Below are 12,399 nucleotides of genomic sequence, written 5' to 3' on the forward strand. Positions count from 1 at the left end.
GAACAGGGTAAAAGCGATTCAGCGTATGCACGCGCAGCCAAGCGTCATTCACGCCTAACTGGAGTGATAGAAATGAAAGCACTGCTCGATCTATTCAAGCAAGTTCAGCAAAGCGAACAATTCGATGCGATTAAGATCGGCCTCGCATCGCCCGAGAAAATCCGTTCCTGGTCCTACGGCGAAGTCAAGAAGCCGGAGACCATCAACTACCGTACCTTCAAGCCGGAACGTGACGGCCTGTTCTGCGCCAAGATCTTTGGCCCGATCAAGGATTACGAGTGCTTGTGCGGCAAGTACAAGCGCCTGAAGCACCGTGGCGTCATCTGCGAAAAGTGCGGCGTAGAAGTCACGCTGGCCAAAGTGCGCCGCGAGCGCATGGGCCACATCGAACTGGCCTCGCCGGTCGCCCACATCTGGTTCCTGAAGTCGCTGCCGTCGCGTCTGGGCATGGTGCTCGACATGACGTTGCGCGATATCGAGCGCGTGTTGTACTTCGAAGCCTACGTCGTGACCGATCCGGGCATGACGCCGCTGAAGAAGTGCCAGATCATGTCGGAAGACGATTACGCCGCCAAGTACGAAGAGTACGGCGACGACTTCGTTGCGCACATGGGCGCCGAAGGCATCCGCGAGCTGCTGCGTTCGATCGACATCGATCGCGAAGTGGAAACGCTGCGTCAGGAACTGAAGGATTCCAAGTCCGAAGCCAAGATCAAGAAGTACGCAAAGCGCCTGAAAGTGCTCGAGGCATTCCAGCGTTCCGGCATCAAGCCGGACTGGATGATCATGGAAGTGCTGCCGGTGCTGCCGCCGGAACTGCGTCCGCTGGTTCCGCTGGACGGCGGCCGCTTTGCGACCTCCGACCTGAACGACTTGTATCGCCGTGTGATTAACCGTAATAACCGCCTGAAGCGCCTGATGGAATTGCGCGCTCCGGAAATCATTACGCGTAACGAAAAGCGCATGCTGCAGGAAGCGGTTGACTCGCTGCTGGATAACGGCCGTCGCGGTAAGGCAATGACCGGCGCTAACAAGCGTCCGCTGAAATCGCTGGCTGAAATGATCAAGGGTAAAGGCGGCCGCTTCCGCCAGAACCTGCTCGGTAAGCGCGTCGACTACTCCGGCCGTTCGGTGATCGTGGTCGGTCCGCAACTGAAACTGCATCAGTGCGGTCTGCCGAAATTGATGGCGCTGGAACTGTTCAAGCCCTTCATCTTCAACAAGCTGGAGCTGATGGGACTGGCAACCACCATCAAGGCCGCGAAAAAGCTGGTTGAAATTCAGGAACCCGTGGTGTGGGACATCCTGGAAGAAGTCATCCGCGAACATCCGGTGATGCTCAATCGTGCGCCGACGCTGCACCGTCTCGGTATCCAGGCGTTCGAGCCGGTGCTGATCGAGGGTAAGGCGATCCAGCTGCACCCGCTGGTTTGCGCGGCGTTCAACGCCGACTTCGACGGCGACCAGATGGCTGTCCACGTTCCGCTGTCGATCGAAGCGCAGATGGAAGCTCGCACCCTGATGCTGGCGTCCAACAACGTGCTGTTCCCGTCCAACGGCGAACCGTCGATTGTGCCGTCGCAGGATATCGTGCTTGGTCTGTACTACGCCACCCGCGAGAAGATCAACGGCAAGAATGAAGGCATGATGTTCCCGGACGTGTCGGAAGTGATCCGCGCATACGACAACAAGGAAGTCGAGCTGACCACCCGTATCACGGTGCGCATCACCGAGTATCCGAAGGATCCGGCGACTGGCGAATTCGTGAAGACCATCAAGCGCTACGAAACCACCGTCGGCCGCGCCATCCTGTCGGAGATCCTGCCGAAAGGCTTGCCGTTCACCGTGCTGAACCGCGCGCTGAAGAAGAAGGAAATCTCGAAGCTGATCAACACGTCGTTCCGCAAGTGCGGCCTGCGCGCCACCGTGGTGTTCGCCGACCAGCTGATGCAGTCGGGCTTCCGCCTCGCGACCCGCGCAGGTATTTCGATCTGCGTGGACGACATGCTGGTGCCGCCGCAAAAGCACACCATCATCGCGCAAGCCGAACACGAGGTGAAGCAGATCGAGCAGCAGTACGCTTCCGGTCTGGTGACCGCGGGCGAGCGCTACAACAAGGTGGTGGACATCTGGGGCAAGGCCGGCGACGAAGTCGGCAAGGCGATGATGGACCAGCTGAAGGTCGAGGACGTCGTCAAGCGCGACGGCACCAAGACCACGCAGGAATCGTTCAACGCGATTTACATGATGGCCGACTCCGGCGCCCGTGGTTCCGCAGCCCAGATCCGTCAGCTGGCCGGTATGCGCGGCCTGATGGCGAAGCCGGATGGCTCGATTATCGAGACGCCGATTACCGCGAACTTCCGCGAAGGCCTGAACGTTCTGCAGTACTTCATCTCGACCCACGGCGCCCGTAAGGGTCTGGCCGATACCGCGCTGAAGACCGCGAACTCCGGTTACCTGACCCGTCGTCTGGTCGACGTGACCCAGGATCTCGTTGTGATTGAAGACGATTGCGGCACCTCCAACGGCGCTTCCATGAAGGCGCTGGTCGAAGGCGGTGAAGTGATCGAAGCGCTGCGCGACCGTATCCTCGGCCGCGTTGCCGCGACTGATGTCGTCAATCCGGAAGACCAGTCGACCCTGTTCGAAGCCGGTACGCTGCTCGATGAAGATGCAGTCGAAGAAATCGAGCGCCTCGGCATCGACGAAGTGAAGGTCCGTACACCGCTGACATGTGATACCCGCTACGGCCTGTGCGCCAAGTGCTATGGCCGTGATCTCGGCCGCGGCATGCTGGTCAACGCCGGCGAAGCAGTCGGCGTGGTTGCCGCGCAGTCGATCGGCGAACCGGGCACCCAGCTCACGATGCGTACCTTCCACATCGGTGGTGCGGCATCGCGTGCGGCGGTGGCGTCGAGCGTGGAAGCCAAGTCGAACGGCACGGTCCGCTTTACCGCGACCATGCGTTACGTCACCAACGGCAAGGGCGAGCAGATCGTCATTTCCCGTTCCGGCGAAGTGCTGATCACCGACGACCACGGCCGCGAGCGCGAGCGTCACAAGGTGCCATACGGCGCGACCCTGCTGGTCAAGGACGGTTTGGTGATCAAGGCTGGCACTGCATTGGCGACGTGGGATCCGCTGACCCGTCCGATCATCACCGAGTACGCTGGTACCGTGAAGTTCGAGAACGTCGAGGAAGGCGTGACGGTGGCCAAGCAGATCGACGAAGTGACCGGTCTGGCAACGCTGGTGGTCATCGATGCGAAGCGCCGCGGCCCGTCCACCAAGGTGGTGCGCCCGCAGGTGAAACTGCTGAACGAGAAGGGCGAGGAAGTCAAGATCGCCGGCACCGAACACGCAGTGACGATCGGCTTCCAGGTCGGCGCGCTGATCACGGTGAAAGACGGTCAGCAAGTGTCGGTCGGTGAAGTGCTCGCACGTATCCCGACCGAATCGCAGAAGACCCGTGACATTACCGGCGGTCTGCCGCGCGTGGCCGAGTTGTTCGAGGCACGCTCGCCGAAGGATGCCGGCATGCTGGCGGAGGTTACCGGTACGGTTGCGTTTGGTAAGGAAACCAAGGGCAAGCAGCGTCTGGAAATCACCGATATGGAAGGCAACAAGCACGAGTTCTTGATCACCAAGGACAAGCAAGTGCTGGTGCACGACGGCCAGGTGGTGAACAAGGGCGAGATGATCGTGGACGGCCCGGCCGATCCGCAGGACATCCTGCGCTTGCTGGGTATCGAAGCGCTGGCACGCTACATCGTCGACGAAGTGCAGGACGTGTACCGTCTGCAGGGCGTGAAGATCAACGACAAGCACATTGAAGTGATCGTGCGTCAGATGCTGCGTCGCGTGCAGGTGGTCGATGCGGGCGATACGTCCTACATCCCGGGCGAGCAGGTGGAGCGCTCCGAGCTGCTGGACGAAAACGATCGCGTCATTGCCGAGAACAAGCGCCCGGCAACGTACGAAAACGTACTGCTCGGTATTACCAAGGCATCGCTGTCGACCGATTCGTTCATTTCGGCTGCGTCGTTCCAGGAAACCACCCGCGTGCTGACCGAAGCCGCGATCATGGGCAAACAGGACGGCCTGCGCGGCCTGAAGGAAAACGTGATCGTTGGCCGCCTGATCCCGGCAGGTACTGGTCTGGCTTATCACCGTGCCCGCAAGGAAAAGGAAACGTGGGAAGCCGAGGAGCGCAGCGCGCTGTTGCAAGCTGAGGAAGCGGCTCGCGCTGCCGAAGCCGAAGCTGCCGCCACGACGGAAGTCAACGACGAACAGGGCGGCGGCGAAGCCTGATTGCTGTCTACCTGATGAAAAACGGCACCGAATTCTCGGTGCCGTTTTTTTATGTGCTCCGGATTTGTGGTGCGGCGGGCCTACTTCAATTGCGCCAGTGGCGTACCTTTGTCGATCACCTCCCGGCAATCTCCCTGGAAGGTGGCGTTGTCATAGTCGCTCCAGCCGTAGCTGTCCACATAGCGCTTGTGCGTCTTGAACTTCCTGTTGAGGAAGCTCCATTCCAGCTGCTCCGTGCCGTAATGGATATCCGCCATGTCGAGCAGCGAGTGAAAGATGTTTTCGGTAGCCAGTTTGGCGCGCTTGTTTTTCTGTAGCTGGGTGACCTTCGCCGGATGGGTCAGGCGATAAAGGTCGGAATACCAAACCAGCGCCGGCACATGGAATTCGAATTGCGTGTTGTGACCGTGAAAGGCCAGCTTGCAGGTGCCGTCGTACAGCGTTTGGCCGTGGTCCGCGACATACATCATGGTCGTCATGAGCTTGGAGGTCTTGAGCGTATCGATGACTTGCGACAGGAACCAGTCGGTGTACAGGATGGAGTTGTCGTAACTGTTGTTTAACTGGGTCTTCATCGCCAGGTCGGTGTAAGCGGGATTCTCCACGCCGAACAGCGAAGGCTGCCATTTGTCATAGGCTTTCGGATAGCGATGGCTGTAGTTCCAGTGACTGCCAAGCGTGTGCAGCACGATCAGCTTCTTGCGCGCCGGGTCGCCGATCGCCGCCTTGAGCGGGTCAAGCAGGATTTCATCAAGGCTGGAGTTGTTGGTGAAGCCGCCGATATTCAGAAACCGCGTGACATCGGCTTCTTTCGCAAATACCGAGATGGGCGTATCAAACTGCCCGAACGACATCTGATTCGACAGCCAGTATGTCTTGAATCCGGCTTCCTTGAATGCGGTCAGGAACGACTTCTCGGAAAAGCCGGCCTGCAGGCTTTGCATTGCCGGCTTGCGTGAAACGAGGACGGGCACCGACAGGCGCGTTGCCGAGACCGAGGTAATAACGTTCGACAGGCTGACCAGATTGGCTTCCTTCCTCAGCAGCGGGTTGGTGTCGCGGGCATAGCCATTCAGGCTCCAGCGGTCATAGCGCGATGATTCACCGATCACCATCACGACCACTTGGGGAATGTCCAACTTGCCTGATTGCTGTGCGCCGAACTTGAACAGCATGCTCTTATGTGCGAGTTCGCCCAGGTATTTGCGCTCCTTCCAGAAATCGCTCCCCACCACGACCAGCCCGAAGGGGCGGGTTGCGCCGAACGCAGACACCGAAAATGGAATTCCGGCCCACGCCGGCAGCTTCGGCGGCTGCCATGAGGCGTCGCTGGCGCTCGCCGCGACGACAGGTTTGGCCGCTTGGTTGTCTTCCTCATCGTCGTCGCTGTTGTCGGCGTTGGCGGAGGCGATCGCCTTTTCAATGCCATATTCCTGCTGGTAGAGCCAGATGCCAAGTCCGCAAGCCAGCAGAACGAGCATTACCCAGCGTGATGGTCCGCGCCAGTCGAGTTCCCGCGCCTGCCGTGCGGCTTTCCAGCTCGCCAGCCACCACGCGCTCACACCGATCAGCGTCGCGCCGAGAAGCCAGACCTTATTGCCAAGAAATTCCAGCGCTTCCTTCGGGCTGGTCTCTGCGATGATACCGAGGTGATGTGTCGACACGCCCTGGTTGTAGTACATGTTCAGATACAGCTCGAGCGGCAGGACGAAAAAGCTAGGAAGCAGCAGCCAGTGAAACCGCGCAGGGCGTGCGAACAGGGCCCATACCGCGATCCAGGCGCCCAGCTCCATTCCCAGGATAGGCGCGGCATTCGGTACGCCGCGACCAAATAGCAGGGGTAAGAACGGCGCAGCCGATAAAATCAGATAGGTCAATGCGACGAACAGATGGGCTGGGCGAAGCAGCCGGCGCGTGACAGGAACGGGCGGTGGAGCGCGCATTATTCGAGAAAAAGATTTCCAAGTGCAATGTATAACTTTACGCTTGGAAAGGCGCTATCGCCACGTCTCAATGCACCTTGGCACCCAATTACCCCCTATGAAAGTGTGCACTCACATTGAGGCACGCTTGGAGAAAGCCGCCAGGGTTGCAATTTTGAACCGTATCGCCTAGGCTGGTTGACGAGGACTGTTAACGAAGCTATACTCGCGAGTTCTCGATTTTAGGCTCTCCAGGGCTTAAGCGTTCTTTGGTCAGATTTCCCCGCCTTTCGCAACGCTTTTCCTTTGGTTTTGAATCGAACGCGCAGATTGCGCAAAGACTTTCCCTCCTGGTTCCGGGCAGACGCTTCCGGGGCCGTATTTTTATTAACGTAGTTTTTGTTGGATTTAGACCGATGCCAACCATTAATCAACTGATTCGCAAGCCGCGGGTTTCCGCTGCTGTGAAGAGCAAGTCTCCGGCGCTGGAAAACAGCCCGCAGAAGCGCGGCGTTTGCACCCGCGTGTACACCACGACTCCGAAGAAGCCGAACTCGGCGCTGCGTAAGGTCGCCAAGGTGCGCCTGACCAACGGTTTCGAAGTCATTTCGTACATCGGCGGTGAAGGCCACAACCTGCAGGAGCACAGCGTCGTGCTGATCCGCGGCGGCCGTGTGAAGGACTTGCCGGGTGTGCGTTACCACATGGTGCGCGGCGCGCTGGATACCCAGGGCGTCAAGGATCGTAAGCAGGCCCGTTCGAAGTACGGTGCCAAGCGTGCGAAGGCTGGTGCAGCCAAGAAGTAATCAAGTGTTCCGCAGGGTGCTTCACTGTGCGGAGTAGGTGTCGGCCCCGAACGGGTCGAGTAAGTGGATGCTCGGTAGGGGTGTCCGCGAGCGGGCGGCAACAACACTCAGCGCCGCAGCTCAACTGAAGAGTGAAAGGAATCGAAATGCCACGTCGTCGTGAAGTCCCGAAACGGGAAATTCTGCCGGATCCGAAGTTCGGCAATGTTGAAGTAGCAAAGTTCGTCAACGTCCTGATGCTGTCCGGTAAAAAATCGGTCGCCGAGAACATCATTTACGGTGCGTTTGACCACATCAAGGCCAAGTCCGGCAAGGATCCGCTGGAAGTGTTCACTGCTGCTATCAACAACTGCAAGCCGATGGTTGAAGTGAAGTCCCGCCGCGTCGGCGGTGCCAACTACCAGGTGCCGGTGGAAGTGCGTCCGGTGCGCCGCATGGCATTGTCCATGCGCTGGCTGCGCGAAGCTGCCAACAAGCGCAGCGAGAAGTCCATGCCGCAGCGTCTGGGCGGCGAGTTGATGGAAGCGGCTGAAGGCCGCGGCGGTGCGATGAAGAAGCGTGACGAAGTGCACCGTATGGCAGAAGCCAACAAGGCGTTCTCCCACTTCCGTTTCTAATAGTAGTTTGAATCGTGGCCTTCGCATCGTTGAAGGTTCAGCAATGTAAATCGGTCGAAACCGGGCGCATCTCTTGAAAAAGCGGCGCTCGGTTTTCGACCATTAAAGACTTAGGATTGAATATGGCTCGCAAGACCCCCATCGAGCGCTACCGCAATATCGGTATCTCCGCTCACATCGATGCCGGCAAGACCACCACTACCGAGCGTATCCTGTACTACACCGGTGTTAATCACAAGATCGGCGAAGTGCACGACGGTGCGGCGACCATGGACTGGATGGAGCAGGAACAAGAGCGCGGCATCACCATTACCTCCGCTGCGACGACCTGCTTCTGGAAGGGCATGGCGAACAACTTCCCCGAGCACCGCATCAACATCATCGACACCCCTGGTCACGTTGACTTCACTATCGAGGTGGAGCGTTCCATGCGCGTGCTGGACGGTGCTTGCATGGTCTATTGCGCAGTGGGTGGCGTGCAGCCGCAATCCGAAACCGTGTGGCGTCAGGCTAACAAGTACGGCGTGCCGCGTCTGGCGTTCGTCAACAAGATGGACCGTACCGGCGCGAACTTCTTCAAGGTCTACGAGCAGATGCGCGCTCGCCTGAAGGCTAACCCGATTCCGGTGCAAGTGCCGATCGGCGCCGAAGAAAACTTCGAAGGCGTGGTCGACCTGGTGAAGATGAAGGCGATCTACTGGGATGACGCGTCCCAGGGCATGAAGTTCGACTACCGCGACATTCCGGCCGATCTGCAGGCGACTTGCAACGAATGGCGTGAGAAGCTGGTCGAGGCTGCGGCCGAATCCAGCGAAGAGCTGATGAACAAGTACCTGGAAGAAGGCGATCTGTCCGAAGCCGAGATCAAGAAGGCGATCCGCCAGCGCACCATCGCCGGCGAAATCGTCCCGATGATGTGCGGCACCGCGTTCAAGAATAAGGGCGTGCAGGCCATGCTCGACGCCGTGATCGAATACCTGCCGGCACCGACCGACATCCCGCCGGTCAAGGGGCTCGACCAGAACGAACAGCCGGCTGAGCGCAAGGCCGATGACAACGAGAAGTTCTCCGCACTTGCATTCAAGATCATGACCGACCCGTTCGTCGGCCAGCTGATTTTCTTCCGCGTCTATTCCGGCGTGGTGAATTCGGGCGACACCGTGTACAACCCGGTGAAGGGCAAGAAGGAGCGTATCGGCCGTCTGCTGCAGATGCACGCCAACCAGCGCGAAGAAATCAAGGAAGTGCGCGCAGGCGACATCGCCGCTGCCGTGGGCCTGAAAGAAGCAACCACCGGCGAAACGCTGTGCGATCCGGAATCCATCATTACGCTTGAGCGCATGGTGTTCCCGGAGCCGGTGATTTCGCAGGCTGTCGAGCCGAAGACCAAGGCTGACCAAGAAAAGATGGGTCTGGCACTGAACCGCCTGTCGCAGGAAGATCCGTCGTTCCGCGTGAAGACCGACGAAGAATCCGGTCAGACCATTATTTCCGGTATGGGCGAGCTGCACCTGGAAATTATCGTCGATCGTATGAAGCGTGAATTTGGCGTGGAAGCGACCGTCGGCAAGCCGCAGGTGGCCTACCGCGAAACGATTCGCAAGACTTGCGAAGAAGCCGAAGGTAAGTTCGTCAAGCAGTCGGGTGGTCGCGGTCAGTACGGTCACGTGGTTCTGAAGATCGAGCCGCAAGAACCGGGCAAGGGCTTCGAATTCGTCGATGCGATCAAGGGCGGCGTGGTTCCGCGTGAATATATTCCGGCAGTCGAAAAGGGCATTATCGACACGCTGCCGACCGGCGTGATGGCGGGTTATCCGGTGGTGGACGTGAAGGTTACGCTGTTCTTCGGTTCTTACCACGACGTGGACTCGAACGAAAACGCGTTCCGCATGGCTGGCTCCATGGCATTCAAGGAAGGCTGCCGCAAGGCTAACCCGGTTCTGCTCGAGCCGATGATGGCCGTGGAAGTCGAGACGCCGGAGGAGAAGATGGGCGACGTGATGGGTGACTTGTCGTCCCGTCGCGGCATGATCCAGGGCATGGACGACATTCCGGGCGGCGGCAAGATCGTTCGCGCCGAAGTTCCGCTGTCGGAAATGTTTGGCTACTCCACCACGCTGCGTTCGCTGACTCAAGGTCGTGCGACGTACACGATGGAGTTCAAGCACTACTCGGAAGCGCCGAAAAACGTTGCCGACGCAGTTATCACTGCCAAGGGCAAGTAATACGAGGGCTGGTTGTAATCAAGACAGATTGCAACCGGCTTTCGTGAGTCATCACAATTTACACAAATCGTTCTTTTTGAAGGAAATTTAAAATGGCAAAAGGCAAGTTTGAGCGGACAAAACCGCACGTGAATGTGGGCACGATTGGTCACGTTGACCATGGCAAGACCACCCTGACTGCAGCAATTGCAACGGTGTTGTCGTCGAAGTTTGGCGGCGAAGCGAAGAAATACGACGAAATCGATGCGGCGCCGGAAGAAAAGGCGCGCGGCATTACGATCAACACCGCGCACATCGAATACGAAACCGCGAACCGCCATTATGCGCACGTGGACTGCCCTGGCCACGCCGACTATGTGAAGAACATGATCACCGGCGCAGCGCAGATGGACGGCGCAATCCTGGTGTGCTCCGCCGCTGACGGCCCGATGCCGCAAACCCGCGAACACATCCTGCTGGCCCGTCAGGTCGGTGTGCCGTACATCATCGTGTTCCTGAACAAGTGCGACATGGTCGACGACGCCGAGCTGCTCGAGCTGGTTGAAATGGAAGTGCGCGAGCTCCTGTCCAAGTACGAATTCCCGGGCGACGATCTGCCGATCATCCGCGGTTCGGCCAAACTGGCGCTGGAAGGCGACAAGGGCGAGCTGGGCGAGCAAGCGATCATGAAGCTGGCCGATGCGCTGGATTCCTACATCCCGACGCCGGAGCGTGCCGTGGACGGCACCTTCCTGATGCCGGTGGAAGACGTGTTCTCGATCTCCGGCCGCGGCACCGTGGTGACCGGTCGTGTTGAGCGCGGCATCATCAAGGTTGGCGAAGAAATCGAAATCGTCGGTATCCGCGACACCGTCAAGACCACCTGCACCGGCGTGGAAATGTTCCGCAAGCTGCTCGACCAAGGTCAGGCTGGCGACAACGTCGGCGTGCTGCTGCGCGGTACCAAGCGTGAAGAAGTCGAGCGTGGCCAAGTGCTGGCCAAGCCGGGTTCGATCAAGCCGCACAGCCACTTCACGGGCGAGATCTATGTGCTGTCGAAAGACGAAGGTGGTCGTCACACCCCGTTCTTCAACAACTACCGTCCGCAGTTCTACTTCCGTACCACGGACGTGACCGGCGCGATCGAGCTGCCGAAGGACAAGGAAATGGTGATGCCGGGTGACAACGTCTCGATCACGGTGAAACTGATTTCCCCGATCGCGATGGAAGAAGGTCTGCGCTTCGCCATCCGCGAAGGCGGCCGTACCGTCGGCGCCGGCGTCGTTGCCAAGATCATCGAGTAATTCGGTTGCAGGATTTATCTCCGCTCTTTGATTAAACATCGCCGCGAGTGGTCACTCGCTCGCGGCTCGCTCTTTTGAGGAAAAACCATGCAAAACCAGAAAATCCGCATCCGCCTGAAAGCATTCGACTATCGCCTGATCGACCAGTCCGCACTGGAAATCGTCGATACCGCCAAGCGTACCGGCGCAGTTGTTAAAGGACCGGTTCCGCTTCCGACCCGCATCCAGCGTTTTGACATCTTGCGTTCGCCGCACGTCAACAAGACGTCGCGCGACCAGTTCGAAATCCGTACTCACCAGCGTCTGATGGACATCGTCGATCCGACCGACAAGACGGTTGATGCGCTGATGAAGCTGGATCTGCCGGCTGGCGTAGACGTCGAAATTAAGCTGCAGTAATCGTTGAAAAAGGGGCGTGTAACCCGACATACCACAATTTTGCAGTTTGGTGATTGTGCTATAAAAAAATTCGGGATATACTGCTCGGCTTCGGTATTGGCACGGTGATCTGTGCCAATGCGTTTTAGTGGTACAACATCAGCCCCGCCCAATCGCAGGTGGGAATGGAGAAAACAATGAGCCTAGGCCTTGTTGGTCGCAAGGTTGGTATGATGCGCATCTTCACAGATGACGGGGATACGATTCCTGTTACCGTGTTGGACGTGTCGAACAACCGTGTGACGCAAATCAAAACCGACGAAACAGACGGCTATTCCGCTGTTCAAGTCGCCTTCGGCCAGCGCCGTGCTTCCCGTGTCAACAAAGCGGCAGCCGGTCACCTCGCGAAAGCAGGTGTTGAAGCTGGTACCGTTCTGAAAGAATTCCGTATCGATGCAGCCAAGGCTTCCGAGCTGAAAGCCGGCGATACCATCGCCGTCAGCATGTTCGAGGCTGGTCAGAAAGTGGACGTGCAGGGCGTGTCCATCGGTAAGGGCTATGCCGGTACGATCAAGCGTTATAACTTCGGTTCTGGTCGCGCAACCCACGGTAACTCCCGTTCGCACAACGTGCCGGGTTCCATCGGTATGGCGCAGGATCCGGGTCGCGTATTCCCGGGTAAGCGCATGACCGGTCACCTGGGTGATGTCACCACCACCGTGCAAAACCTTGAGATCGCTCGCGTCGACGCCGAGCGCCAGCTGTTGATGGTCAAGGGTGCGGTGCCGGGCGCGAAGAACGGTCAAGTGATCGTTCTTCCCGCTGTCAAAGTTAAAGCCAAGAAGGGAGCCTAA

Annotated in this window: 8 protein-coding genes; 7 read left to right on the top strand and 1 reads right to left on the bottom strand. The window is 58.6% G+C overall.

What is annotated here, in order from left to right; translation table 11 throughout:
- Window positions 1-72 precede the first annotated feature (72 nt).
- Complete coding sequence (gene rpoC / locus FAY22_RS20560) at window positions 73-4,314, top strand: DNA-directed RNA polymerase subunit beta' (protein WP_146332629.1); 4,242 nt, start codon at window positions 73-75, stop codon at window positions 4,312-4,314.
- Between the two features lie 80 nt (window positions 4,315-4,394).
- Here rpoC and FAY22_RS20565 read toward each other — a convergent pair whose 3' ends face one another.
- The gene (locus FAY22_RS20565; RefSeq protein WP_146332631.1) at window positions 4,395-6,257 is read right to left on the bottom strand and encodes a phosphoethanolamine transferase; all 1,863 of its coding nucleotides are present in this window, start codon (window positions 6,255-6,257) and stop codon (window positions 4,395-4,397) included.
- Window positions 6,258-6,652: 395 nt separating this feature from the next.
- Here FAY22_RS20565 and rpsL point away from each other — a divergent pair, with 395 nt between their 5' ends.
- The 6 genes from rpsL to rplC all read left to right on the top strand — a co-directional run bounded on the left by rpsL (window position 6,653) and on the right by rplC (window position 12,399).
- Window positions 6,653-7,042, top strand: a complete 390-nt coding sequence (gene rpsL, locus FAY22_RS20570; protein ID WP_146332633.1) for a 30S ribosomal protein S12 — start codon at window positions 6,653-6,655, stop codon at window positions 7,040-7,042.
- A gap of 146 nt (window positions 7,043-7,188) precedes the next feature.
- Window positions 7,189-7,659: a 30S ribosomal protein S7 gene (gene rpsG, locus FAY22_RS20575; protein WP_040039176.1), complete on the top strand. Its 471-nt coding sequence runs from the start codon at window positions 7,189-7,191 to the stop codon at window positions 7,657-7,659.
- A gap of 122 nt (window positions 7,660-7,781) precedes the next feature.
- Window positions 7,782-9,884 carry an elongation factor G gene (gene fusA, locus FAY22_RS20580; protein WP_146332635.1) on the top strand — a complete coding sequence of 701 codons (2,103 nt, stop codon included), beginning with the start codon at window positions 7,782-7,784 and terminating at the stop codon, window positions 9,882-9,884.
- Between the two features lie 92 nt (window positions 9,885-9,976).
- On the top strand, window positions 9,977-11,167 hold the full coding sequence (gene tuf / locus FAY22_RS20585) for an elongation factor Tu (protein WP_040038612.1): 1,191 nt from the start codon (window positions 9,977-9,979) through the stop codon (window positions 11,165-11,167).
- Between the two features lie 87 nt (window positions 11,168-11,254).
- On the top strand, window positions 11,255-11,566 hold the full coding sequence (gene rpsJ / locus FAY22_RS20590; RefSeq protein ID WP_019139724.1) for a 30S ribosomal protein S10: 312 nt from the start codon (window positions 11,255-11,257) through the stop codon (window positions 11,564-11,566).
- Between the two features lie 176 nt (window positions 11,567-11,742).
- Complete coding sequence (gene rplC, locus FAY22_RS20595; protein ID WP_146332637.1) at window positions 11,743-12,399, top strand: 50S ribosomal protein L3; 657 nt, start codon at window positions 11,743-11,745, stop codon at window positions 12,397-12,399.

The organism is Noviherbaspirillum sp. UKPF54 (assembly GCF_007874125.1).
Taxonomy (GTDB): domain Bacteria; phylum Pseudomonadota; class Gammaproteobacteria; order Burkholderiales; family Burkholderiaceae_D; genus Noviherbaspirillum.

Coding starts and splice junctions, on each gene's coding strand:
- rpoC (WP_146332629.1), top strand. CDS start 73: ATGAAAGCACTGCTCGATCTATTCAAGCAAGTTCAGCAAAGCGAACAA.
- FAY22_RS20565 (WP_146332631.1), bottom strand. CDS start 6,257: ATGCGCGCTCCACCGCCCGTTCCTGTCACGCGCCGGCTGCTTCGCCCA.
- rpsL (WP_146332633.1), top strand. CDS start 6,653: ATGCCAACCATTAATCAACTGATTCGCAAGCCGCGGGTTTCCGCTGCT.
- rpsG (WP_040039176.1), top strand. CDS start 7,189: ATGCCACGTCGTCGTGAAGTCCCGAAACGGGAAATTCTGCCGGATCCG.
- fusA (WP_146332635.1), top strand. CDS start 7,782: ATGGCTCGCAAGACCCCCATCGAGCGCTACCGCAATATCGGTATCTCC.
- tuf (WP_040038612.1), top strand. CDS start 9,977: ATGGCAAAAGGCAAGTTTGAGCGGACAAAACCGCACGTGAATGTGGGC.
- rpsJ (WP_019139724.1), top strand. CDS start 11,255: ATGCAAAACCAGAAAATCCGCATCCGCCTGAAAGCATTCGACTATCGC.
- rplC (WP_146332637.1), top strand. CDS start 11,743: ATGAGCCTAGGCCTTGTTGGTCGCAAGGTTGGTATGATGCGCATCTTC.